19 protein-coding genes are annotated in these 24,005 nt (G+C 63.6%); 8 read left to right on the forward strand and 11 right to left on the reverse strand.

Annotated features, from left to right (window positions below; translation table 11 throughout):
• Positions 1-2: 2 nt before the first annotated feature.
• Complete coding sequence (gene acpS, locus Pla111_RS02205) at positions 3-386, reverse strand: holo-ACP synthase (RefSeq protein WP_146570936.1); 384 nt, start codon at positions 384-386, stop codon at positions 3-5.
• A gap of 33 nt (positions 387-419) precedes the next feature.
• Positions 420-1,631: a trans-sulfuration enzyme family protein gene (locus Pla111_RS02210; protein ID WP_146571556.1), complete on the reverse strand. Its 1,212-nt coding sequence runs from the start codon at positions 1,629-1,631 to the stop codon at positions 420-422.
• A gap of 572 nt (positions 1,632-2,203) precedes the next feature.
• Between Pla111_RS02210 and Pla111_RS02215 the strand changes: the two genes are divergently transcribed.
• On the forward strand, positions 2,204-3,433 hold the full coding sequence (locus Pla111_RS02215) for a molybdopterin-binding protein (protein WP_146570938.1): 1,230 nt from the start codon (positions 2,204-2,206) through the stop codon (positions 3,431-3,433).
• Positions 3,430-5,271, forward strand: a complete 1,842-nt coding sequence (gene nadE, locus Pla111_RS02220; RefSeq protein WP_146570941.1) for an NAD(+) synthase — start codon at positions 3,430-3,432, stop codon at positions 5,269-5,271. Before Pla111_RS02215 ends, nadE begins: the two co-directional genes overlap by 4 nt.
• An 80-nt stretch (positions 5,272-5,351) precedes the next feature.
• Here the strand turns inward: nadE and rlmKL are convergent, their stop codons facing one another.
• Together rlmKL and Pla111_RS02230 are read right to left on the reverse strand one after the other, a co-directional pair.
• Entirely contained in the window at positions 5,352-7,580 is a 2,229-nt protein-coding gene (gene rlmKL, locus Pla111_RS02225) for a bifunctional 23S rRNA (guanine(2069)-N(7))-methyltransferase RlmK/23S rRNA (guanine(2445)-N(2))-methyltransferase RlmL (protein ID WP_146570943.1), read from the reverse strand.
• 36 nt (positions 7,581-7,616) lie between these two features.
• Positions 7,617-8,537 (reverse strand): DUF2608 domain-containing protein, encoded by a 921-nt coding sequence (locus tag Pla111_RS02230; protein WP_197524678.1) that lies wholly within the window; start codon positions 8,535-8,537, stop codon positions 7,617-7,619.
• Between the two features lie 136 nt (positions 8,538-8,673).
• Here Pla111_RS02230 and Pla111_RS02235 point away from each other — a divergent pair, with 136 nt between their 5' ends.
• Both Pla111_RS02235 and Pla111_RS02240 read left to right on the forward strand, forming a co-directional pair.
• The gene (locus Pla111_RS02235) at positions 8,674-9,132 is read left to right on the forward strand and encodes a nucleoside deaminase (protein ID WP_231930578.1); all 459 of its coding nucleotides are present in this window, start codon (positions 8,674-8,676) and stop codon (positions 9,130-9,132) included.
• Positions 9,133-9,326: 194 nt separating this feature from the next.
• Positions 9,327-10,190, forward strand: coding sequence for a peptidylprolyl isomerase (locus Pla111_RS02240; RefSeq protein ID WP_197524679.1), 864 nt, complete (start codon positions 9,327-9,329; stop codon positions 10,188-10,190).
• 20 nt (positions 10,191-10,210) lie between these two features.
• On the opposite strand, the gene Pla111_RS02245 is transcribed toward Pla111_RS02240, so the two are convergent.
• The 5 genes from Pla111_RS02245 to Pla111_RS02265 all read right to left on the reverse strand — a co-directional run bounded on the left by Pla111_RS02245 (position 10,211) and on the right by Pla111_RS02265 (position 18,013).
• Positions 10,211-10,597 carry a TraR/DksA C4-type zinc finger protein gene (locus Pla111_RS02245; RefSeq protein WP_146570950.1) on the reverse strand — a complete coding sequence of 129 codons (387 nt, stop codon included), beginning with the start codon at positions 10,595-10,597 and terminating at the stop codon, positions 10,211-10,213.
• Positions 10,598-10,790: 193 nt separating this feature from the next.
• Positions 10,791-14,621, reverse strand: a complete 3,831-nt coding sequence (locus tag Pla111_RS02250; RefSeq protein ID WP_146570952.1) for a beta strand repeat-containing protein — start codon at positions 14,619-14,621, stop codon at positions 10,791-10,793.
• Between the two features lie 313 nt (positions 14,622-14,934).
• Entirely contained in the window at positions 14,935-15,999 is a 1,065-nt protein-coding gene (locus Pla111_RS02255; RefSeq protein WP_197524680.1) for a S66 peptidase family protein, read from the reverse strand.
• 95 nt (positions 16,000-16,094) lie between these two features.
• Entirely contained in the window at positions 16,095-16,958 is an 864-nt protein-coding gene (locus Pla111_RS02260) for a formyltetrahydrofolate deformylase (RefSeq protein WP_146570956.1), read from the reverse strand.
• Positions 16,959-17,107: 149 nt separating this feature from the next.
• Entirely contained in the window at positions 17,108-18,013 is a 906-nt protein-coding gene (locus tag Pla111_RS02265) for an HDOD domain-containing protein (RefSeq protein ID WP_197524681.1), read from the reverse strand.
• A 383-nt stretch (positions 18,014-18,396) separates the two neighbouring features.
• Between Pla111_RS02265 and Pla111_RS02270 the strand changes: the two genes are divergently transcribed.
• Complete coding sequence (locus tag Pla111_RS02270; RefSeq protein ID WP_231930581.1) at positions 18,397-19,851, forward strand: AAA family ATPase; 1,455 nt, start codon at positions 18,397-18,399, stop codon at positions 19,849-19,851.
• A gap of 97 nt (positions 19,852-19,948) precedes the next feature.
• On the forward strand, positions 19,949-20,383 hold the full coding sequence (locus Pla111_RS02275; RefSeq protein WP_146570960.1) for a globin domain-containing protein: 435 nt from the start codon (positions 19,949-19,951) through the stop codon (positions 20,381-20,383).
• 102 nt (positions 20,384-20,485) lie between these two features.
• Here the strand turns inward: Pla111_RS02275 and dcd are convergent, their stop codons facing one another.
• Together dcd and nth are read right to left on the reverse strand one after the other, a co-directional pair.
• Positions 20,486-21,079, reverse strand: coding sequence for a dCTP deaminase (gene dcd, locus Pla111_RS02280; RefSeq protein ID WP_146570962.1), 594 nt, complete (start codon positions 21,077-21,079; stop codon positions 20,486-20,488).
• 33 nt (positions 21,080-21,112) lie between these two features.
• Positions 21,113-21,889, reverse strand: coding sequence for an endonuclease III (gene nth, locus Pla111_RS02285; RefSeq protein WP_315851481.1), 777 nt, complete (start codon positions 21,887-21,889; stop codon positions 21,113-21,115).
• Positions 21,890-22,243: 354 nt separating this feature from the next.
• Here nth and Pla111_RS02290 point away from each other — a divergent pair, with 354 nt between their 5' ends.
• Together Pla111_RS02290 and Pla111_RS02295 are read left to right on the forward strand one after the other, a co-directional pair.
• Entirely contained in the window at positions 22,244-22,999 is a 756-nt protein-coding gene (locus Pla111_RS02290) for a Bax inhibitor-1/YccA family protein (RefSeq protein ID WP_146570966.1), read from the forward strand.
• Positions 23,000-23,046: 47 nt separating this feature from the next.
• Positions 23,047-23,775: an LON peptidase substrate-binding domain-containing protein gene (locus Pla111_RS02295; RefSeq protein WP_146570968.1), complete on the forward strand. Its 729-nt coding sequence runs from the start codon at positions 23,047-23,049 to the stop codon at positions 23,773-23,775.
• Positions 23,776-24,005 lie beyond the last annotated feature (230 nt).

Here is a 24,005-nt window from a genome sequence, read left to right on the forward strand (position 1 = left end):
GTCTATCCCCCTTCGGCGATCGCATAGGCCGTCGCGTGGCTACGGCAGTGGCTGATCGAGAGATGGATCCGCTCGATGCCGGCGTTAACCATCACGTCGCGCGCGCCGCCTTGGAGGTGCGCCAGCGGTGCGCCGCCAGGGGCGTGGCGAACCTCGACATCGCGCCACCCGATGCCGCGCACCCAGCCTGTGCCCAACGCCTTGAGAACCGCTTCTTTAGCGGCCCAGCGGCCGGCGTAGTGCTGCATCGCCGCTTTGCGGGCCGAGCAGTAGGCGATCTCGTGCTCGGTGTAGACCCGCGCGATGAACAGCTCACCATGACGCTCGATGAGCTGCGCGATGCGCAGGCACTCGATGATATCGGTCCCGATGCCGAGGATAGCCATCTGTAGCGCGGGGGGCTCGAAGGGCCGGAGGCGTCAGGCGCGCAGCGCCTGCTCTAGGTCGGCAATCAGATCCGCTGCGTCTTCGATACCGCAAGACAGGCGGATCATGTTGTCGGGGATGCCGAAGCTTTCGCGCTCTTCGGGAGTACACTCGTAGTAGCTCATCACCAGCGGCTGCTCGATCAGGGTCTCGACACCACCGAGGCTTGGCGCGATGCGGCCCAGTTGGGCCGCATCGACAACGTCGGCGGTGCCACGCCAATCGGCGTCCTTGACCAAGAAGGTGACCAGTCCGCCGAAACCCCGCATATAGCGTGTCGCGTGCTCGTGATCGCGGTGCGATTCGAGGCCGGGGTAGTAAACCTTTTCGATCCGCGGGTGCGCCTCCAGGTAGCGTGCCACAGCCAGACCGTTTTCGTTGTGACGCTGCATCCGCAGCTCGAACGTTTTCAGGCCGCGCAACAGCAAGTATACGGTTTGAGGCTGGTTGATGGCTCCCATAATGCCGCGGAGGTTGCGCACCGATTCGAGGGCCTCGAAAGACCCTGCTACCGATCCGGCCAGCAGGTCGTTGTGCCCGCCCAGGTACTTTGTGCAGCTATGCAGCACGTAGTCGATTCCCGCATCGATCGGCCTCAGGTTGTAGGGCGTGGCGAGCGTCGCGTCGATCATTGTCTCAACGCCGTTACGGCGGCCGATCTCGGCGTAGCGATCCAGATCGATGCAGCTCTGGTGCGGGTTGGTGGGCGACTCGCTGATGAGCATCCGCGTGCGGGGCGTGATGGCGGCCTCCATGGCGTCATAATCGCCGGTGCGGACCGTCTTGGTTTCGACGCCGAAGCGGGCGAGGTGCTTGATGCAGAACTCGCGGCTGCGCCGATAGCACTCGTCAAAGAAGACAACCTCGTCTCCCTGATTGAGCTTGGCCATCAGCACGCCGACAAACGCCGCCATGCCGCTGGCGAACAGCACAGACGATTCGGCCCCCTCGAGTGCGGCGAGCTTCTGCTCCGCGACGCGCTCGCCCGGATTGCTGTAGCGACCGTACTCTTCGCGTGGCTGACGCTGCTCGATGAAGTCGATGATCGATTGCGTGTCAGTAAATGTGTAGGTCGAGGCACAGAAGATCGGATCGGTGATCGAATCGCCGACCTTCTGCCGAGCTTCGCCGGCGTGCACCGCGAGGGTGCCGGTGCCTTGCGGTGCCGCAGAGCTGGTGGTCGCGGTAGGCTTCGGCTGAGCCATGGGGAGTCGTGTTGTCGGGTGAGGGGCCGCGGCACCGGTTTTGGTGTCGGGCGAGGTGCTGGTGGGCATCGGTTTGGTGTTCTCGGTTTAGAACAATAATCCCGCGTTGCGACGAGCCTGAAACGGCAGGCAACAGCGTGGGCTGGGCAAGACGAAAGCTACGTCTCGAAACCGATTTGCAGAGCCAGAACGGCGAGAGTGATCGCTCCGCGGCGGCGGACCGCTAAGCAGCCTCAGAGCGATCAACGCCAAGAAGACGTCGGCGAGCTACGAAGCAGGCTAGGGCGGATGCGATGGCTCTTTAGCAGTCAAGGCTGCAAGCGGCCACAAATCCCATCTGTCACACCGTAGCAGCGGCCCGGACCGTTAGCAAGCGGCTCGACCACGAACTTCTCGCGACTTAAGTTCATGGCCCCGCGGAATGCCCATGCTCACGCCCTGCGGGACAGCCCCTGGGCGTTTATCAGCGGTGTGCCGACAATCCCTCTGCACACAATAATATTCCGTTGGACAGGCGATCTCACTTGTCCGCAATCTTTAGCCGACCGCTAATTTCGCGCAGGAACCTGAGCATGCGTGGCGAAGTGATCGCGATTGGCGACGAATTAACGACCGGCCAGCGGCTGGATACCAACACCCAGTGGCTCAGTCAGCGGCTCACCGAACTCGGCGTCGAAATCGTCGCCCACACGACCGTGGCCGACGATCTGGCCCTCAACCGCGACGCCTTCCTCGTGGCGAGCCGACGTGCCGATCTGGTTGTCTCGACCGGTGGCCTGGGGCCCACTGCCGACGACCTGACACGCGACGCCCTGGCCCTTGCCGCGGGGGTGGAACTGGTCACCGATCCTGAAACCGTGGAGCGACTTGAAGCCCTCTTCCGGAGCCGCGGGCGCGAGATGCCGCCGCAGAATCGCCGCCAGGCGCAGTCGCCTGCCGGCGCGCGGGCGATCCCCAACCCCGGCGGCACGGCTCCCGGCGTCGACTTCACTTTCGCCGAAACGCGTTTCTTCGCGCTGCCCGGCGTGCCGGAAGAGATGCGCGAGATGTGGGCCGCTACGGTCGCTCCCGCCATCGCGCGCCTTACCGGTGGTGGGCGGGTCATGCGTCACCACCTGGTTAAGTGCTTCGGTGTCGGCGAGAGCCAGCTCGAAGCGATGCTCCCCGACCTGATCCGCCGGGGCCGCGAGCCGCTGGTGGGCATCACCGCCAGCAAGGCGACGATCACGCTCCGCATTACCGCCACCGGTAGCTCTGCGGAGGCATGCTTCGCGGCGATGACGCCCACGCTCGAGCAGGTCCGCCAAGTGCTGGGAGACCTGATCTTTGCCGAATGCGATCCGGAGCACGAAATCGATTTGCCCGAAGCGCTTCTCAACAATCTAGCGAAGAGTAAAAAGACGGTTGCCACGAGCGAGTCAATGACGACCGGCTGGCTTGGCCACTGGCTGTCACGGCTTGATGAAGGACGAGGTATCTATCGCGGTGGGCGTTTGTATTCGATCCTCGACACAACAGCCCCGTGCGATGTCCCCTCGGTCGAGCGCGAGGCCCTTGCGATTCGCACAGCCACTAACGCGGACTATGGCGTCGCGGTGGGGAGGCCGACACCAGAATCGCACGCGGACGCGACACGCACGGGCGAGGGGGTTCCGATCGCGGTGGCGGGGCCGCAGGGCGTCGAATCCAAGCGGATCGTGCTGGTGGGCCACCGCTCGATTCACCAATCGCTGGTCGCCAAACACGCCCTGAATGTTTTACGGCTCGGTCTGAGCCCCGTCGCTGCCGAGGTCTCCGCGTGAAGTCGCTCCGAATAGCCGCTGTGGCGCTCAACCAAACACCGCTCGACTGGCGTGGCAATCTGGCACGCGCCAGCGAGGCCATTGAAGCGGCCCGCCGGGCGGGGGCGACCCTCGTTTGCTTGCCGGAGCTATGCCTCAGTGGTTACGGCTGCGAAGACGCGTTCTACGCGCCGCACGTGCGGCGCAGAACTCTCGATTCTCTCGCGGCGCTGCTTCCCACAACGCAGGGGGTTGGTGCCGTGGTCGGCTTGCCGCTTGAGGTTGAAGGTCGTCTCTACAACGCCGCGGCGTGTATCGCCGACGGCGTGCTGCTGGGCTTCACGCTCAAGCAGTTTCTGGCTGACGACGGCATCCACTACGAGCCGCGCTGGTTCAAGCCCTGGCCTCGCGGCAAGGTCGCAACGATCTCAGCCTGTGGCCTGAGCGTGCTGGCCGGCGACCTGCTCTACGACTTGGCGGGCGTCCGACTGGGCATCGAGATCTGCCGAGACGCCTGGGTCGCGGATCGGCCGGCCAACGGCTACGCCGCTCGGGGCGTCACGCTGGCGATGAACCCCTCGGCGAGCCATTTTGCGTTTGGCAAGCAAGCCATCCGCCGGCGCTTAGTGACCGAGGGCTCGCGGCTGATCGACGGTCCTTACCTCTACACGAATCTGTTGGGCAACGAGTCGGGCCGTGCACTGTACGAGGGGGGGACCCTGATCGCTCAGCGCGACACGCTGACGCATCAGGGGCCGCGCTTTGTGTTCGGCGATCGCACCCTGACGGTTGTTGATGTTGACGTCGCGGATAGCCCCACAAAGACTAAGCCGGGAGACACGATCATTTCGGCCGCATGGCAGCGCTCGCCGGCGGACGCGGAGAAGCTGAACCCCCACTCACCCCCGCAGGCGGCGTGGGAGACCGGCGACGCGGTGGTCTACGAAGAGTTTTCGCGGGCCGTGTCGCTCGCCCTCCATGACTATCGTCGCAAGTGCCGTGCGGAGGGGTTTGTGCTCTCGCTGAGTGGCGGGGCCGACTCGGCGGCGGTGGCGTCGTTGGTGTGGCTGATCGGCAGACTAAGCGGCGACCCGGCTACGCTCGAAACCGTCTATCAGGCGACGAGCAACTCCGGCACGGTCACCCGCGACGCCGCCCGCGCGGTCGCCACCGCGGTCGGTGCCACGCACCACGAGTGGGACGTACAGGACCTTGTCGAGCGGTACACCGGGCTTGCCGCCGCAGCGGTGGGTCACCCCCTCACGTGGGAGACCGACGATTTAGCGCTGCAAAATATCCAGTCGCGCGTCCGCTCGCCGGGCGTGTGGATGCTGGCGAACCTGCGCCGCGCGCTGTTGCTGACGACCGGCAACCGGAGCGAGGCGGCCGTGGGCTACGCCACCATGGACGGCGACACCTCCGGCGGTTACGCCCCCATCGCCGGTGTATCCAAACGCTTCGTGCTGGATTGGCTCCAGTGGATGGAGACGGTCGGCCCGGCGGGCGTGGGGCCGCTGCCCGCTCTGGCGGCGATCAACGCCCAACAGCCGACCGCCGAGCTGCGTCCTCCCGGCGCCGGCCAGACCGACGAAGCGGACCTCATGCCGTACGCGGTGCTCGACGAGATCGAGCGTTCGGCCATCGGCGATCTCGACGCCACCGAGCGCACGCTCGAGCGTTTGCAGGCGCGCTTCCCCGAGCACGCACCGGAGCAGCTCGCGGCGTGGCTGGAGCGTTTCGACCGCCTGTGGCGTGCGAGCCAGTGGAAGCGCGAACGCCTGGCTCCTTCGCTGCATCTGGACGTGCTGAGCGTCGATCCCAAAACCTGGCGCCGCTGGCCGATCTTGAGCGGCGAGTAGCTAAGGCACTTGTCTAAATCGGAACCGAGATAGCTTGACCACGGGGCAGCACATTCTTCGTCTGTGAATTGGCAAGCCGCCTAAGTCTCGCGCATGAGTCGCCAGCAGCGGTGGATGCGCTGGTTGCGAAAATCTTCCGGCACGGTCTGTTTGCTGATCTCGCGGACCGAGTAACCCGCCAGTGCCCCTTCGTCGAAGTGGAACCGGCGGAAGTTGGTCGAAAAGTACACCACGCCCCCCGGTGCCATGCGCGGCGCGAGCGCGCCCAGCAGTGGCACGGCGTCGCGTTGCGTCTCCCAGTCGTCGTCCAGGCGTTTGCTGTTGGAGAACGTCGGCGGATCTACCACCGCCAAATCAAACAGCGGTTCATTCGGCAGCGCAGCGACAAACTCGCGGCAGTCGGCCCGCACAATCTCGTGCGTCGCGGAAGGTTGGAAGCCGTTGAGCCGCAGATTCGCTTCGGCCCAGTCGAGGTAGTTTGCCGAGAGATCGACCGTGGTCGTTTCCAGCGCGCCCCCTGCCGCTGCGTAGACGGTGAACGAGCCGGTGTAGGCGAAGAGGTTCAAGAACCGTTTGCCGGCGGCCTCCTGGCGAACCTTGTCGCGTGTGATGCGGTGATCGAGGAACAGCCCCGTATCGACGTAATCGGAGAGGTTCACACGGAAGCGGAGCCCCCCTTCGTTGACGATGCGGTAGCAGCGTTCGTCGGCGACGCGGGTGTGCTGCGTATCGCCCCGTTGTCGTTCGCGGCGTTTGAGAAATACGAGCGAGCGGTCCACTTCGAGCGTCTTGGCGGCGGTGCGTGCCATCAGGTCCAGCCAGTCGGCGTGCTCGGCGGGGGTGCGTTCGTGCGGGCGTTCGTACTCGGTGAGGTGCAGCGCGTCTTCATAGCGATCGACCACCAGCGGCACTTCGGGAATGTCGCGCTCGTAGAGCCGATAGCAGGTGATTCCGCGCTTGGTGGGCCAGCGGCGGAGGTGCCGCGCCCGCGCTGCAAGCCGATTGGCAAACTCACGTGCCTGCCGTTCCGCTTCGGGACGCAACCCGCCGAAGGCCTGCGCGGGCTTCTCCGGAGGAGGTGCCTCAGCACGTGGGAGGGGTGCCGCTGTTGCTGCTGGTTCCTCGGCAACGGGGCCGATGGCGGGTGTCGCCTCGGCAGAGGCAGCGATCGCACCCGGTCGGGGCGGACGGGGGCCGTGGAACTGATACAGCGTGCATTCGAGCCGGCCGTTGTACAGCTTCCGGCGCTTGTCGGCCCGTTGACCCACGAGCCGCTCGAAGTCGTCACGTGCCGACAGCAAGTAATGCGACCAGCTGCGTAGCCGGCGCAGCACGCCGGGCATCGTGCGATAGAGGCTTTCGATCGCTTCGCGTTCGCCCAGCCGCTCGCCGTAGGGCGGATTGGTCACGAGGCAGCCGTAGTCGCGTTTGCTGGAAAGGTCCTCAAACGCGCGGCGCTGGAAGTGGATATCGTCCGCGACGCCCGCCGCCTGGGCGTGGTAACGGGCGAGGCTGAGCGCCTCTTCGCTGATGTCGGTTGCCAGGATCCGTTCGGGCAAGGTCGGTTGCGCCCGGGCTCGGGCGGTGTCGCGCAGCTGCCGCCACGCGTCGCCCGCCAGCCGCGGCCATGCTTCGCACGCGAACCAGCGGTTCAAGCCCGGTGCCAGATTGCGACCACGCAGGGCGGCTTCGATCGCGATGGTACCCGAGCCACAGAAAGGGTCCCAGAACGGCCGATCGGGGGTCCACCGGCTGAGGTCAACCATCGCGGCGGCGAGCGTTTCGCGCAGCGGTGCCTCGCCCACCAAGCGACGGTAGCCGCGTTTGTGCAAACCGATCCCCGTTGTGTCCAGCAGCAGCAGGGCGTGGTCGTCGAGCAGAGCGATTTCGAACGTGAACTCGGGCCCGGTTTCTGGCAGTTCTTGCACGCCGTGCGCCTCGCGGAGCGCTTCGACGAGCGCTTTCTTGACGATCCGTTGACAGGCCGGCACGCTGGAAAGCTGCGACTTATGCGAACGTCCGCGCACGGGGAAAGCTCCGTCCGCAGGAACCCAGTCGCCCACCGGTGCGGCGCGTGCCAGATCAAAGAGCTGGCCGAAGTCGGTCGCGGGCCCTTCGGCAACAACGATCAGCACGCGCTCCGCGTAGCGGAGCCACACGTTAGTTTCGCGCACCGCCTCGTCACCGCCGCGGAAACGGACCCGCCCCGGCTGGGCGACACGCGCCTCATAGCCGAGGGCTTGCACCTCGTGGCGGACAAGCGTTTCCAGGCCGAACGTGGCGGTGGCGATAAGTTCGTGCTGGGCCACGCGTTGACATGCCTCGCTGCGATTGCGGCAAGGGCCTTAAGGAGTGAGGGCGGGCGCGGGGGCTTCGACCGGCACACTGAGCGCCTCGGTCAGCGCCGCTTCAAGCCGACGCCAGCGTCGATCGACCTCGGTCTTGTCGCCGTAGCGGAAGCGGGCCACGTTGAGGTCTTCGCGATGGTAGTGAATCGCCGAGATCTCAATTCCACGCCGCTCGAGTGCATCGTAGATACGGTGGACGTGCCGTCCGTGGTCATCGACAAACACGACGGCCTGGGGCAGCTGCTTGGCGTGTTGCAGGATCGTCAGCAGCATGGCACCCTTGTGCTGTCCGGACGACATCATGATGCCGTCTTCGAAACTCACCTCGCGGGGCTCGCCCAGCTCAAACAGATCCGCCTCTTCGGCGGTAAGACCCGCCGTGGTGACGTCTTTCGGATCGTAAGGCAGGTAGCGTCCTGCGGGGATGCCTTCGGTCGGCAACACGCTGCTCGCGAAGTCGTAGCCGTTGTTTTTTAGCTCACGCTCGGTAGCGGGGCGGAAATCTTCGCCGCGTGAGGTGAGCACCAGCGTCGGCACGCCGAGCGACTGGACACGCTCCACGAGCGCGGGCAGGTCCGTTTGCGGCGGGCGCATGCGGCCGATCGTAAAGAGCAGCCCCTGCGCTTCGAGCAGTTGGGGAAACTCTTTAGCCACCAACAGGGGCGACTCGGGCTCGTTCTTGCGCAAGTATTCCTGCCACTCGAACCATTGGTCGCTGCCCAGCGGGTTGCGCATTGCTAGCAGCGTGTTGTCGATATCGACCACCAGCAGCGTATTAGCGGCACCGTACTCCTCGGCGTACGCCTCGACCCGCTCAACCGCCACGGCAAAGTCGTCTGCCTCACGATACTCCGAGGCCCCGCTCCCGCAGGCCACGAGCAGTGGAGCGAGATAGACAAACTTGCGGAGGCGTTCCATGGCGGAGGGGCAGGTTGCGGCTTGGCGAGAGGGGGGGAACTGAGGATGATACTCGCGACGCCGCTGGGTCGCCACCAAGCGCTGCGGTGTTCCACCTCCCCCCCTTTGTGATGTACCAGCTCCCCGGAAGCTCGCCATGGGCATGCTCTCTGACGCCGACGAAAAGTTCTTGCAGGAGGCGATCAGCGAGGCTGAAGCGGGCCTGGCCGAGGGCGGAATCCCCATCGGCTCGGTGCTCGTGGTGGAAGGGCAGATCGTCGGCCGGGGTCACAACCGCCGTGTGCAGCAGGGCAGCGCCATCCTGCACGCGGAGATGGACGCCCTGGAGCGGGCCGGCCGCCTGAAAGCGGAAGACTACCGCCGCGCGACTCTCTACTCGACGCTTTCCCCCTGCGATATGTGCAGCGGGACCGCGCTGCTGTACGGCATCCCTCGCGTTGTGATCGGCGAGAACCGCACTTTTCAGGGGCCCGAGGCGTATGTCCGCTCGCGGGGGGTGGAGCTCGTGATGGCCGACGATCCCCGCTGCCGGCGGCTGATGGAAGATTTCATCGCCCAACGGCCGGAGCTTTGGAACGAAGACATCGGCGTGTGACACTTGTGCGGGTTTTTCGGCCCCAGTTTTCGCCGCTCGGGGGCTGTCAGAGCCGCGCCGCCTGCGCCGCGGCTGACTAGTATGGAGGTTCAGCCATGGCCGGCGGCGTGAGTCGGCCCGGTTGGTACGCAGTACCCGCAAACCTCATCGAACAGAGATACCCACCCATGCAGCGGCACCTTCTCGCAGTTGCGATGCTTCTTTCGGCCGGCGCGCTGGTCGAAGCTCAGACGATCCGTTTCCAGACCAGTGTCGGCGACTTCGACATGGTCTTGAACCCCACCGGCAACGCGAACTTGCAGTCGCTCGTGGACAATATGATCGCCAACGTCACCGCGGGCGTTTACCACGAGAGCGTCATCAACCGAGCTGTTGAAGGCTTCGTTTTGCAGATGGGCGGTTTCCGCACGGACACGGTCGTGGTGGATCGGATCCCCTTCGAAGGGTTTGATCCGGTGGATTCTTTCAGCCCGGTTATTTTGGACCGCAACAACGACCGGCGTGTTGATTTCAGTACGACGGGGCTAACCAACGTGCGGGGCACGGTGTCGCTCGCTCTGTCGAGCGGTCCGAATACCGGATCGAGCAGCTTCTTTATCAACCAAGACGACAACTCGTTCCTCGATTCGCAGGGCTTTGTGCCGTTTGCGGAGATCTCCGACATGACAGTGATCGAGCGCATTCAGAACGGCCCCAAGGTCGATATCAGCGATCGCATCTTCACCCAGAACAGCGCGGGCGATTTTGTTGCGCAGTCGGGCAATCTCACGTTTATCGACGTGCCACTCGATGACCACGGCAATCTGATCATTATCGAGTCGGCCGCAGTGATCGATGCGCAAGCGGCGTTCACCGGTCCGCTGCTGACCGCGTTCGGCGTGGATTCCCTTGCGACCGCTTCGGCCTCGGGGAGCTCGACCAGCAGCTCGCTGAGCCCGGGCGACATCGCCTCGATGTTCCCGCCGCTATCGGTTTCGTCGACCGGCTTGAGCGTACCCGAGCCAGCATCGGCCCTGCTGCTGAGCCTGGCGCTAGCCGGCGTTGCCCGGCGTCGCTGAGCAAGGAATCGTTAAATCGATCACGTGCTACGGCAAGCGGGCACGCCGGTGCAGAAGAGCCGATAACGGGTTAGTCCGCTACCACGGCTGACCCGCAGCTCCATGAGCGCGCCACACCGTGGACAGAAGTCGGGCTCGTCGTCGGTGTGGCCCGCTTCGGCGCGCTTTTGGCAAGTCGCGCAGCGCTTGACGCTCGGCAAGGCTTCGAGGCGTTCGGTCGGGATCGGTTTGCGGCAGGCCTCGCAGAGGATCGCCGCTTGCCAGTCGTCGAGCTCCTCGTCTTCCGCGGCAGCCGATTTGGCGGTGAGCCCGATCGACTTACAACTCGGGCAGGTCATCCGCGGTGCCGCTTCGCGGAGCAGCTCGCCAACGATCGCGGGATCGGGATCCCCCGCGCGGCGGAGCAAGCCTACTAGGCGTAGCCGGGCGGCCCCTTCCGCCGGATTGCAGAGGGTGCGCCACCCGCACGCGGCGCACGTTAAGCAGCTGCACTCCACAAGGCATTTCCTCGCGAGGGGATCCAAGCTAATAGCAAGAGGGAGGAAGCCGCTTCGACTTCCTCCCTCAATGGTCTAGCCCGCGCCTCGTCTTGTCGAGAAGTTACGGAGTGGGAACCACCAGTGTCGGATCGAACGTGGTGTCCGTATCGAACGTCACGTTCGCATCGTTCGCGGCATCAACTCCGACCGCGTTCACGCCGCGGACCTGGAAGTTGCTTGCCCCATTGTCGTTATTGAAGATCATCGCGGCGCTCGTATCACCGTTGCCGCTCAAGGCCAGTCGGGTTGTAGAAACCCCGCTGTTGTCAAGCAAGAACTCGGGGCCGCCCACATTGATGTTGGTGAACAGGTTGTTCGAGATGGTGGCGTTGAGTGTGGTGTTGCTACCGACGTCGATCAGAGCGGTTTGGTCGGTAACGTTGTCGTTGGTGAACGTGTTACCGCTCAACTGGAAGTCAACCGAGCTGCCCGCATTAATATCGAGCGAGAAAGCGTTGCCGTCCAATCCCTGCGAGATGGTGTTGTTTGACACCGTGACATCGGCGGTGGTGACACTGCCGCCAAGAACCAGATCCAACGCGGGTAAGGTGGACGCCGCCGCGTTCGTGTAAGTCAGGCCCGTGACTTCGTAATCGACGGATCCCGCGTTGATCCCATTGAAGCGGATACGGCCATTGGTGATCTGGGTACCGTTGGTAACACTCGCGTTGAAGTTCCCCGTGCCGATCGCATCCGCGGTAATGTTGCCGGTGTAGGCACCATCGTTGACCGCCAGGGTGGCGGCACCGGTTTGAGCGGAATCGAAGTCGATACTTGACGCCGAGCTGTTATTAAAGGTCGCGCTGACGGAGCCCGTCCCCAGGTCGTTGACCGTGATGGCACCAAAGGCGGTCGTATTGCCCGAGTTGTTCATATTGACGGTAAGATCGCTGTTCTGCCCGGCTGCGGAAGAGACAGAGACCGTTCCTCCGGTGTTGAGCTGCGTGGCAGTCAGCGTACCGTTGCCCTCGCCCGTTGTCGCGACCAAGACATTGCCAGTGCCGGTGACCCGAGTGTAGGACGCCGTCACGTTGCCATCGCCCGTGGAGTTATAAACTCCGCCCGTGATTCCCGTCACATCGGTCAGGGTAACCGAGCCATTCCCCGCGCCCGCGATGTCGGCGGTTGCCGCTCCCGCCATGGTCAGGTTATTGCCCACGACGGAAACGTTGCCACTCGCCGCAGCGGTCGTATCGAGGCTGATCGCGCCGATGCCGCCGCCCGTGTTGAGCGTGTCCAGCGTGACGATGCCGCCCGCCGTGCTGGCGGAGTCGATATCAATGTCGCCACCGTTGAGGTCGCCGTTGGCGATCCGCACGGTACGTGCCGTTGTATTTGTGGAAAAGTCAATGTCCGCCACAGTCCCGGCAGCGGTGTTTTCCAGGTCCACACCGTCCAGGTCGATGCTTGTGTCACGCGCCCGAACGCTCACGCCGTTGGTGGTGACCGAGCCGCCGTCGATGTTTACCTGGCCCGCGAACGCGTCCACGTTGATCGTGTTCGCGCTGCCGTTGGTAGAGGTCACGGTGTTGAAATTGACGCCGCCGGTTGACGTGCCGCCGATGATCTCTAGTGTTCTTCCGTCGGCCGTCGTGATCTCGTTCGTTACACCGGTGCCGGCAACGGTGACGCTGCCCGGATCCATGCCGATTGCGCCAGCAATGAAGCCGTTCGTTGTGCCAGCCGCGGTGATCGAGAGCCCGCCCGTGAAGGCCACCTGCGAACTCGCATTGTTGTTGTTGATGAGGACCGCTTGGGTGGCACCCGCCTGGGTATCGATATCCGTGGCCGCGGTGAAGCGGACCTGACCGGCGTCGCGATCGGTGATCGAGATACCGGTACCCGCGTCGGTGACGTCGTCGTTGAAGGTGATCGCATCGTCGCCGCCGTTGATCACAACCACACTTCCGCCGGCGTCGTTAGAGACGGTGCCGTTGATGCTGATCGCGGCCGAGGTGGCGACCCCGTCACCCGCGTCGGTGATCGAGACCGTATCGCCCGTGCCGGTGCTGGAGATGGCACCGCTGGTGGTGATCTGAGCATCGGAGCTGGTCACAAGCAGTGCGCTGGCATTGTTCGACTGGATATCGCCAGAGACCTGGACGGTGTCCTTGTTGTTGTTGATCGAGACCGTGCCGCCGCTTACGCCGGTGGTCGTGATGTCGGAACCGATGACAACCGTGCCGTCGTTATTGTCGATCTCGACCGCGTTGCCGGCGACATCGGTGATGCTCGTCGTTGCACCCATCTGGATCGAGCCGCCGATCGTATCGACCACACGCACCGCCGGGCCCGTTCCGCCCGTGATGGTCGTGTTCTGGATGTCGTAGACACCGTCCGTGGTGTCAAAGTCCAGCGCCGCGACGGTCGAACCTGCGATCGTGAGCTGATTCAGGATCGCACCGACCGAGCCGTTCGTAGCGTCCGAACCGACCGCGGTAGCGTTGTTGATGAAGTTGAAGTTGCTGACCGTGTTACCGTCCGCAAGCAGCACCGCTTGGGCGGCGGCGTCGCGGATGATGGGCGCAGCGCCAGCGCTAGCACCGGTCGAGGTTTCGGGCAGGTCGATCGTGCCGAACTGCGTGGTGCCGATGCTGAAGGCATTGCCACCCCCTTCGCCGATGAAGCGCTGTCCGTCTTGGAGCATCGCCATTTGGCCGGAGAAGTCGCTGCCAGAGGTCACGAGAACGATATCGTTTTCCAGGCTGTTCGCCTTGATCGTGTCGAGCGCGTTGAGAGGGTTCTCGAACGTGCCGTCGCCGCCCGCTGCGGCACTGCTGTTGACGTGCACCATCCGGATCAAATCACCGTTGGTGTCAGTCAGAGCGTCGCCGCTGCCGGAGACCTGACCGGTATGCATCGCGACGTAGTCGTTACGCAGAACGGGTTCGCGGAAGCGATCTTCCAAGACACCGCTCGGGCAGTTATTGCTGCGCGTGCGTCCGATGAACCAAGTGGCGCTAAAGATGGCGTTGGTATCGAACAGGTCGTCGTTGGTGATCGCGATCGAGAGCAGCAGGTCGTGCGTCGCGTAGCCGCGCAGGCCGATCTTGCCGCCGACTTCGCTGTAGGGTCCGCCATCGAAGGCGTAGACACCGCCAAACAGCCACGCATCGAGATCCGCGATGCGGCCTGCCGCTTCCACCTCGCCCACCGTGAGAGGCGTGTCGCGGATGCCGAGCGTGCTCAGAGCGATAAAGTTTTGCGTGTACTCCAAGCTCCCCGTGACGGGGACGAAGTCGCGATCCCGGTGGCTGGGGCCAACGGGGATGTAGCCGTTAGCACGCAGGTCGATCCGATCGCCGAGCAACTCGAGCGACACACCGACCTGCGGGAAGAAGTTTTGGGCATCGACGCCTTGGCCATCGGCCCAGATGCTCACGCCCGCGATTTTCTGGCTATCAACACTGTTGGGGAACACCGGCAACGTCAGCCAGCGGTAGCCGAGTCCCAGGTTGTAGCCAACGTTCTGCTCATCGTTGAGGGTCACTTGACCGTCAAAGAAGCCGAACCCGTCCGCCATTTCCCACAGCCCCATTGTGCCCAGGTCGAGGTTGCCATCTTCCTGGCCGTAGCTGCGTGTGTTGTAGCGGGCGCGGATGTGCGATCCGAGTGTCGGATTGAAATAGGATCCGCCCGAAGAAACGCTCATTGGTCCGCCGCCCATGACAACGCCTTCCGCACCGAGCGGTTGGGCGTTGGGCGTCGCGAGGAGTCGGCCGTCATCGACGTACCCCTCAGTAGCGTAGGCTTGAGTGATATCGCCCCCGCCGGACAGGCCCGGTGGCAGGTCGAGCTCAGCGGCACTAGCCACGGAGATGGATAGTAGGCTGGCGAACAGGCTCATCAACGCGAGCGAACGATCGAGGGCCGAGGGGCCGGTAGCGACCATGGGCGAGCTTTCCCCGTTTAGCAGCGAATCTGCCGGCGTGCCGAGACAGAGTGCGCGGCGGCGAGAGCTCCGCTTCGATCGCTAGCATCTAAGCCAGCGAGCAAAGTAGAACACCGCGGCCGTGACCCGCTCAATGCGTACCGGTGGCGCCGTGATGGATTGGCATCTGCGATCACTCTACGCAGCGCGAGAGTGACCCCGGCTCGGAGCCGAGGCGGCGGGAAAGTACGAGCCTGGGCGTGATCGAGCAACCCCAGTTTTCCCGGGGATCCACGCGATCGCGGTGCATTTCTGGCAAAAACTTTGCCCGCCCCTAGCGGGCTTGCACCGGATTCTCCAGCACGCGGACCGTGCCACGCTCAGCGTCAATCCTCACCGGCACGCCGAGCGGCAGCGTGGCGTTCAGAGTGACGTGCCCGGCGGGGAAGTTGCACACCACCGGATAGGGGGCGTCAGCAAAGTAGTCAAGAAATACTTCCGTGAGCGAGAGGCTCGATTCGCTGCCGTCAGCCTCACACTTGCGGAATTGTCCGAGCAGGATTCCCGCCGGGGCGTCAAGCTGACCGCTGAGCTTGAGCTGACGCAGCATGCGGTCGATCCGATAGGGGGCCTCGTTGACGTCTTCCAGAAAGATGACCTTGCCGGTCGTGTCTAGCTGGTACTCGCTGCCCGAGAGGCTGGCGATGAGCGAAAGGTTTCCTCCGCAGAGCGGGCCCTCGGCAACCCCCCCGGCAAACGAACCAAGGGGTGACCAGCGCGGTGCTTCGTAGGCAAATCCCTCGGTGCCCTTATTTTGCTCGGCCAACAGGCAGCGCCAAAAGTACTGGGCCGAGAACTCGGGCAGGTTGTCATCGCTCCCGAGGCCCCATTGGGGGTTCGGCGAGTGGAAAGTAACCAGGTTGCACTTGGTGGCGAGCGCTTCGTGCAGCCCGGTGACGTCGCTAAATCCGATAAACACCTTGGGGTTGGCGCGGATCGCGTCGAAGTCCAGCAGATCAAGGATCCGCATCGTGCCGTATCCCCCCGTGCCCGGGAACACGGCATCGACCTCGGGGTCGGTAAAGGCGCGCATCAGTTCGGCGGCGCGGCGTTCGTCAGGACCCGCCAGGTAGCCGCGAACCTCGAACAGGTCGTCGGGGACGATCACCTTGTAGCCCATCTCCTCTAGGCGGCTGACCGCCTTCTGGACACGCCTGGGAATGAGCTCGCCAGCGGGAGCGACCATCATGATCGTGTCGCCCGGGGTCAGGCCGCGGGGCTTGGTGGCCGGAGCGCGATCCGCCGCCGGCGGTGCCGCTTGGGTCCCGCTGACAATCCCCGCCGCCATCAGCGCGAGAGCCAAGTTAATCGTACGAAGCTTCGGCCAGCGGAATGACATAGCGGCGAGATGGCAAGCAGGAGGGAAAAGCCCGGGGCGTAACCGGCCACGGGCTGAGTCATCTCGACACAGCATAGTTGCCGGCCCTCGCCAGGTCACACCCGGGAGCGGATTGCCACAACCTTGTTGAAGTGGAGCTGCACTTCGCCCGAGACCGCTCTCCGCACGCCTTCCACCAAGCAGGCGGGTTCGTTCTCGGTTTGTCCCCGTTCGATCACCTCTTCAAGCGGCGTTCCGGGCGAGACCGAGAAGGTGCGCTGGTTGATGATCTGATTGCCGGCATCCAGTTCCGGGACAATAAAGTGGCAGGTGGCACCAAAGGTGAGCATGCGGCTCGCGTAAGCATCGTGGTAGGGTCGCATGCCGGGAAAACCAGGTAGCAGCCCGTGGTGCAGATTAATGATGCGCCCGCCCGCGTACTGCCAGCAGCTCGCCGCGGGCAGCACGCGCATGTACCGGGCCAGAACCACGTAATCGACCTTGAACTCGTCGCAGAGGGCGATCAGCTCTTGATCGTCGGGGCTGCCGTCGGCACTACCGACTTCGCGCCAGGGGACGTTGTACTCTTCGGCAATCGTCCGGCAGGCCTTGCGGTTGCTGATGATGACGCTCGCTTCGGCAGGGATCAGCCCTTCGCGGATCCCGTTGAGCACTGCCAAGGGGGTCTCTTTGCGATAGGTGACGCAGATCGCAATGCGGGGTTTACGGTCACGTATATCGGGCGACCAGGTGCGGATCGCTAGGCCCGTTTGCTGGGCGACCAACTCCATCGCTTCGCACAGCTCTTGGTAGCGCGACTCGGGCACCTCGACGCGCGTCAGCATCGAGAAGACCCGCTCCTCGTCGTGGTCGTACATCTGGATCTCGGCGATGTTCGCGCCCAGATCGGTGACCGTGTGGACAATGGGGTCGGCTAGTCCGCGGTTGTCGGCACCAACGGCGGTGATCACAGCTTGCATGGCAGTTTTCAGCGAACAGAACGCGGCAGGAGCAATCGTTATTAGTTGGGAGCAAGGCTGCGCGATACTTTAGCGAGACAGCCATCGTGACTTTAGGCACAAGGTAACACGGCAGCCGAAACATCGCCGCGTGTTGTGCTGACCAGGGGTCAGATCCCGGTGAGGGCGGCCACTTCCGCGACCGTGTCAGGCAGATCGTCCCACAGGTCGCGCAGTTGAGGCAGCGTGAAGCCCAGCGTGCGCAGCATGCCTTCGCCGGGGGCTGGCAGGCGTCGCCCCTCGATGGCACCCCGGCCGTAACGGGTGGCCAGGTAGTTCGCGACCGCGACCGTTTGCGTCAGCGGCTGAGCGGCGGGGGAAGCTTCGTAGGTGGTGTGGTGGTAGTCGATCGCTGCCACCTGGTGGTCGGGGAAGCCGGCTCTCCAGGCGACATAGGCTCCGAGTTGGGCGTGGTCGAAGGCCATCACTTCGCGTTCCGCATCGCACAGCGAAGAGCCGGTCGCCAGACGCGCCAACACACGTGGAACGAGGGGTGCCAGTTGCTGCGTGATGAATAGCAGACCCAGATCGTGCAGCAAGCCAGCCAGATAGGCCTCATCGGGGTTGCAGGCGTTGCTTCGCGAGGCGGCGATGCGGGCGATCGTTGCCACACATACCGAGTGGTCCCACAGCCGTGCGGGATCCAGTTGGCCCAGCGGCGTCGCACGCTGAAACTGCCCGCCGATCGAAACCGTCAGCGCCAGATTCCGCACCCGATCTTGGCCGAGCATCGTGACGGCGGTTTTGAGGTCGCCCACCGGGTTGCGGAGCCCGCAGTACGAGGAGTTGACGACTTGCATGAGCCGCGTCGCGACCGCGGCATCTTGCTCGATCACCGTCAGCAGGTCGGTCGCATCCGAAAGCTCGTCCTCAGCTACCTGGATTACCTTCTCGGCGATCGCGGGCAGTGAGCACAGTCCGCCGAGTCGCTCGAACATCGGTTCGATCGACGGATGTACCCGACGCACGCTGTTAGCGTAGGCGTGCCGTTCGGCGGTAGCGGCCGGTGAATTCAAAGCGAAAGACACGCTGCGTGCTGGCGAACGGTTGAGACAAACAGACGAAGCATCGAGAGACCACTGCGGCTCTCGATTCAAGGGCTCAGTTAAACCTACGGCGCGGCAGCCGACCAAACGAAACTCGTCACACGCTCCGCGAACCTTCCCCGGGCCGGGCAAGCTCCCGGGCGTCACGACCCGCATAACCCGCATCGTGAGTGTTGCGGTGTCGAACTTAAGCTGCGGTCCCCAGCAGACTCGGCATGCCGAGCCGGCCTTGGTCCTGGGGCGACCTAGGCTGTCGTGGGCGCTTGCGGCGGCTATTGCTCGGGTATTAGTCCGCCGTCGATCCCCGCCACCCCCCTTAATGTTGGCCTAAGCAGCGCTGACTCTGAGCACCGATGTCGGTCAAGTTACCTAGCGATTCTGTCGCCACGCCAACTCCCGCGATCATAGCGGACGAGCGTGAACGCCTCGACGAATTGCTCAACCGCATCCATCGGCTTACCGCCGAAGGGGAGGGCTCTAGCGGTATTGTTGTGACACCCTCGGCGCGGCCTGCACCGCCCGCCCGCACCGCGTCGAAACCGGCTGATGAAGGGTGGCATCCTGCCGAGCCCACTTCTTTCCGCGATGCGGGCCTCAGCAACTCCGAGGTCGAGAACCTGATTCTCAAGTTTCTCGGCGCCCGCGCCGAGTCATCGGGCCGAGAGATCTCGGACCAGATCAAGCTGCCCTTCCGTCTGATCGATCCGTTGATGCAGCAGCTGAAGGACGATCAACTCGTCGCGCACAAGGGTGCGGCGATGATGAACGACTACATCTATCAGTTGGCCGGTCGCGGCCGCGAGCTAGCGAAAAAGCTGACGGACCATTGCACCTACTACGGCGCGGCACCGGTCCTGCTAAGCGATTATGTCGAGAGCGTCAAAGCCCAGACAATCGCGGACCAGCATCCTACCGAGGCGGACCTTGCCCGGGCGTTCAGTGATCTGCTGATCGACAAGCGGATGCTGCTGCGCCTCGGACCGGCGATCAACTCGGGGAAGGGCCTGTTCCTGTACGGGGCCCCGGGTAACGGCAAGACGAGCATCGCCGAGCGTGTTACGGCCGCCTTCGGCTTGCACGTTTGGATCCCCCGCGCGCTGAGCGTCGATGGCGAGATCATCCGGCTGTTCGATCCCAGCATGCACGAAGAGGCTCCGCTCGGTGCCAGCAGCGGCCTGATCGATGACTGCAAGATCGATCATCGCTGGATCCGCATCAAGCGGCCGACCATCGTCGTCGGCGGTGAACTAACGATGGACTCGCTGGAGGTGACGCTCAACACGGTCACCAACATCAGCGAGGCTCCCGTCCAGCTCAAGAGCAACTGCGGAACCCTGGTCATCGACGACTTCGGTCGCCAGCGGATGACCACCGACGAGTTGCTGAACCGGTGGATCGTGCCGCTCGAAAAGCGCTACGACTATCTGAACCTTGCTAGCGGCAAGAAGATTCAGGTGCCGTTCGATCAGCTGGTCATCTTCTCGACGAACCTGGAACCACGGGACCTGGTGGACGACGCCTTCTTGCGGCGGATCCCCTACAAGATCGAGGTCACGGACCCCGACGAGACGGCGTTCCGCAAGCTGCTCGAGATCATGGGCCGGAGCTTGAAAGTCACGTACGACGCGGCGGCGGTCGATCATCTTATCCAGAAGCACTATCGGGCCACTGGCCGACCCTTCCGGTGCTGTCAACCTCGCGACTTGCTCTTGCAGATCGTCAACTACTGCCACTACACGAAACAAGCTCCGGTGATGTCACCGGAGACCTTTGACTTTGCGACCGAAAATTACTTTGCGGTGATGTAAGCCCCCCACTTCGGGGGGTGAACGGTTCTCCTCCCGATATCGCTGGGGGCCGATTCTCACACCGCTTCCTGCTGGAGCCCGACCACGGGCCACTCCGATGACTCCCCATCAAATCAAGCTCGTTCAGACGTCTTGGAAGCAGCTCGAACCGATCGCGGACACCGCGGTCCGCCTGTTTTATCGCCGGGTGTTCGAGATCGCCCCGGTCATGAGGTCCTTGTTCAAGACCTCGGTCTCCGAGCAGGGGGACAAACTGGTTCAGACGCTCGACGCGGCGGTCTCGGGACTCAATCACCCCGAGACCTTCGCGCCGATCGTCGAGGCCTTCTCGAGCCATCAAGACCTGTACGGTGTCGAGGCCGATCGCTACGAGCTGGTCAGCGAGGCCTTGCTGTGGACGTTCCAGCAGTGCCTTGGTACCGCGTTTACCGTGGAAACTGAGGCCGCTTGGGCCGAAGCCTATGACTCACTCGCAGGAGAAATGATCAGCGACGGAGCCCTGCCTTGCGGCAGGCGAGAGCTGGTCGGTTAATACGGTCCGTGAAACCCACTGCTATTCGCTGGCCGGGTGACCAGCTGGGACCAGCCACGATCGGTGCCCCTCTGGGGTACTGGGTTGACCTTGCCTTGCGGGTTAACTGCGCGGGCTGGTGGGGCTGCCGGGCCTCTCCATGCCAAAATTGAGCGGCAGCTGGGGGTCGGCCCTGCTCGGGTCGCGCAGCTCCTCGAACAGCAGACTCGGCTGGATGTCGCGGTTGTGCTGGTACTTGCTGGCGTACTCGGTCACCTCGCCGGTTAGCTCGTGATAAAAGATCTGGCAGATCGGCACACCGGCGTAGATCCGCACGGGCTGTACGGCGAACATCTCCAGCGTCCAGTAGCCGCTGAAGCCCACGTCGCCAAAGCCGGCGGTCACGTGGACGAACAGCCCCAGCCGACCAATCGAGCTGCGCCCCTCGATCTGCGGCACCAGATTGTGTGTTGTGGTCCGTTCGACGGTGCGGCCCAGGTAGAGCTGATTGGTGCTCAAGACCAAACCCTCCGGCGGGATGCTGATCCGCCGCACACGGTTGGGTTTGGCCATGTCGAGGACCACTTCCTCGTAAACCATCAGCTCATCGTGCAGCGTAAGGTTGTAGCTGTTCGGGTTCAGTCGATCGGGGCGAAATCCGTCGATGATGATGTCGCCGCCCAGGCGACTTTCGATCTCATTGCCCGAAAGAATCATCGGCGGAAGGCCTTCTTGGGGGATAATTGGTCGCTAGTCAGCAACGCCCACGCGCGGGCAGAAGCGGCGGAAAGAGCAGGTGTCGCACTTCGGTCGTCGCGCGTCGCACACCTGACGGCCGTGATAGATCATTTGGTGTGAGAAGTCGATCCACCGCGATCGCGGCAACAGCTCCATCAGGTCGCGCTCGACGCGGACCGGATCCTCTTGAGTGGTTAACCCGGTGCGGCGGCTGAGCCTGCCGACGTGCGTATCCACGACCACGCCCGCGGCGATGCCGTAGGCGACCCCCAGCACGACATTAGCCGTTTTACGCCCGACTCCGGCGAGCGGGACCAGTTCTTCGAGCGTGCGGGGCGGCTGGCCGTCGTATTCTTCCACGAGCGTGGTGCAGCAGGCTTTGATGTTTTTTGCCTTGTTCCGGAAGAACCCGGTGCTCTGCACGTAACGCTCGAGCCGTTCGAGGGGCAATCCGGCCAGATCTTCTGCCGTCGGGCAATCAGCAAAGAGCCGCGCGGTAACAAGGTTGACCCGCTCGTCGGTACACTGGGCCGAGAGAATGGTCGCCACAAGAAGCTGGACCGGGCTGTTGTAGCGCAGCGCGCATTCGGCGTCAGGATAGTCGGCACGCAAACGACGCAAAACGCGACGGGCCTGTGCCTTTCGCTCTTCGTTGTCCGATGGCGCGGCAGGATTGTCCGATGGCGCGGCAGGGTTGTCCGATGGCGGGGCAGGGCGGAGCGGTGACAGGAGACCAAGCCCTCGGCGGGGGGGAGAGCCATGAATCGCGGTTAGGCACCGAGTAAGGATGCCCTGCGGCCCTTAGCATCGTATTCTTCCTTTGTGGCCGCAGCTGTCAACGCGGTGCCGCCAGAGCTGTCGCAGGCCGCTCGTTTCCCGTCGATTTACCGAAAGGCTCCGCTGCTTAGAGGGTATTCCTAGGAGAAAACCTTGACTGCGCCGACCGCCGGCCCGTAGTCTCGTGCTCGCGAGTTGTCGTTCCCGGGGAAACTTATCTCTCCGGTGCGATGCCGGTGTTGGTGCCGTCCGGCAGTGACACGGGCAGTGGCACAGACATTGGCACAGACAGTGGCACAGACAGTGGCATCCGCTGGTCCGTCCCCTGAAGCGAACGCTTTTTTCTAACCAAGGCGAGATTTGATTATGGCTTACGCTGACCAGCTTGCTGACAATCGCTACGCCCAGTTTGGATACTCGGCCGCTGAGGCGCAACCGGCAGAGCGAGCCGTCTTTATCCGTCGGACGTATACCCACTTGGCGATGGCCATTTACGGCCTCGTGGCGATCGAGTGGGCCTTGTTCAGCACCTCGCTGGCCGAACAGTTGGTCAACACGATTGCCGGCTTGCCCTACGGCATGCTGATCGTTTTCGGCGGCTTCTTAGCGGTTAGCTGGTTGGCGGACTACTGGGCCCGGACCAGCGCGACACCGGCCATGCAATACGCGGGGCTCGTTCTCTATGTGCTCGCTCAAGCCATTTTGCTGGCTCCGATGCTGTGGTTTGTTCAGTCGCAGAGTGTCGAGCTGCTGCCCGGTCAGGATGTGAATGTGATCGCTGCTGCCGGCGTTTCGACGCTGCTGATGTTTGCGGGCTTGTCCGCGATCGCGTGGTTCAGCGGTGCCGATTTTTCATTCCTGCGAACCGGGCTCATGATTGCCGGCATCGGCATCTTCGCTCTGATCGCGGCCAGTTTTCTCTTCGGCTTTAACCTGGGCAATTTGTTTACGGTCGGCATGATTGTGTTCGCCTCTGCGTACATCCTGTACGACACGTCCAACGTGATGCACCACTACCGCACCGATCAGCACGTGGCGGCCTCGCTCGCGCTATTCGCCTCGGTCGCGTTACTGTTCTGGTACCTGCTGCGGTTGTTTTCGGCCCTCTCGAGCCGTGACTGAACACAAGCAGCCCGGCCAGCCTACTCCTGGATTCCGCTACCAACACCATGTCGAGCGAGTCATTTGCGGGGGATCGGAGCGCCGGCGACTTCGACGAGTCACAATTTGGTGGGGTCGCGCGCCTGTTTCCCTTGCCGGGTGTCTCGCTGTTTCCGCGTCTGGTGCAGCCGCTACATGTTTTTGAGGAACGCTACCGGGCCCTGATGGAAGACGCTCTAGCGGACGATGGCCTGATCGCCATGGCGGTTCTCAAGCCGGGCTGGGAACCCGACTATCCGAGCCGACCGGCGCTGGAGCCGGTGGCGTGTCTTGGCAAGATTGTTGCCCACCATCGCCTGGAAGACGGTCGCTTCAACTTGTTGTTGGCGGGTGTGAGGCGGGTACGGATCGAGCAAGAGATCGAGCCGCCGCAAGCCTTTCGCCGAGCAAACGTGACCCTGTTGCACGAGCGCGAGCCGCACGACGATAAAGCGCAGATCGAGGCGGTTCGGCAACGCATTGCGACCGCTTTCCGCCGAGCGTTGCCAAGCGAGCCACCGGTACAGCTGCAAGAGATACTCACCAGCGAAGCCCCGCTGAGTCTGTTGACCGACCTGGCGGCCTTCACGCTGCCGCTTCCCGACAAGATCAAACGCCGCTTGCTCGCTGAGATCGATGTGACCGCCCGCGCGGAGATTCTGCTAGAGACCCTCGATTCGTCAGCCGACGAGGCTACGGAAGCGGACGGTCTAAGCGGCACGGGATGGGGTTACCCCCCTTCGTTCAGCGACAACTAGGGCGGACACGAAAACAGCCGTCGCCCGCGAAGCCAGGGAACCGTTTTAGGCGGGGCCCTCCGGCTTATCCGCCCCTTCTGGCGGAGCCTGCCCCCTTCAGTATGCCCTATCGAGACCGTCAGTGAGGGTCCGCGGGTAATCGTCTGGTGACTTCTCCGATCTTGCCGCGCGAGGCCCACCGGACGTTAGGGCTCTGCCAGAGTAAGATAAAGATCCACCCTGCGTCGCAC

Source organism: Botrimarina hoheduenensis, assembly GCF_007859815.1.
GTDB classification, from domain to species: domain Bacteria; phylum Planctomycetota; class Planctomycetia; order Pirellulales; family Lacipirellulaceae; genus Botrimarina; species Botrimarina hoheduenensis.

Excerpts from the sequence above, each read along its gene's own strand:
- acpS (WP_146570936.1), bottom strand. The coding sequence starts at position 386 with ATGGCTATCCTCGGCATCGGGACCGATATCATCGAGTGCCTGCGCATC.
- Pla111_RS02210 (WP_146571556.1), bottom strand. The coding sequence starts at position 1,631 with ATGGCTCAGCCGAAGCCTACCGCGACCACCAGCTCTGCGGCACCGCAA.
- Pla111_RS02215 (WP_146570938.1), top strand. The coding sequence starts at position 2,204 with ATGCGTGGCGAAGTGATCGCGATTGGCGACGAATTAACGACCGGCCAG.
- Pla111_RS02230 (WP_197524678.1), bottom strand. The coding sequence starts at position 8,537 with ATGGAACGCCTCCGCAAGTTTGTCTATCTCGCTCCACTGCTCGTGGCC.
- Pla111_RS02235 (WP_231930578.1), top strand. The coding sequence starts at position 8,674 with ATGGGCATGCTCTCTGACGCCGACGAAAAGTTCTTGCAGGAGGCGATC.
- Pla111_RS02240 (WP_197524679.1), top strand. The coding sequence starts at position 9,327 with ATGCTTCTTTCGGCCGGCGCGCTGGTCGAAGCTCAGACGATCCGTTTC.
- Pla111_RS02250 (WP_146570952.1), bottom strand. The coding sequence starts at position 14,621 with ATGGTCGCTACCGGCCCCTCGGCCCTCGATCGTTCGCTCGCGTTGATG.
- Pla111_RS02255 (WP_197524680.1), bottom strand. The coding sequence starts at position 15,999 with ATGTCATTCCGCTGGCCGAAGCTTCGTACGATTAACTTGGCTCTCGCG.
- Pla111_RS02260 (WP_146570956.1), bottom strand. The coding sequence starts at position 16,958 with ATGCAAGCTGTGATCACCGCCGTTGGTGCCGACAACCGCGGACTAGCC.
- Pla111_RS02270 (WP_231930581.1), top strand. The coding sequence starts at position 18,397 with ATGTCGGTCAAGTTACCTAGCGATTCTGTCGCCACGCCAACTCCCGCG.
- Pla111_RS02275 (WP_146570960.1), top strand. The coding sequence starts at position 19,949 with ATGACTCCCCATCAAATCAAGCTCGTTCAGACGTCTTGGAAGCAGCTC.
- dcd (WP_146570962.1), bottom strand. The coding sequence starts at position 21,079 with ATGATTCTTTCGGGCAATGAGATCGAAAGTCGCCTGGGCGGCGACATC.
- Pla111_RS02290 (WP_146570966.1), top strand. The coding sequence starts at position 22,244 with ATGGCTTACGCTGACCAGCTTGCTGACAATCGCTACGCCCAGTTTGGA.
- Pla111_RS02295 (WP_146570968.1), top strand. The coding sequence starts at position 23,047 with ATGTCGAGCGAGTCATTTGCGGGGGATCGGAGCGCCGGCGACTTCGAC.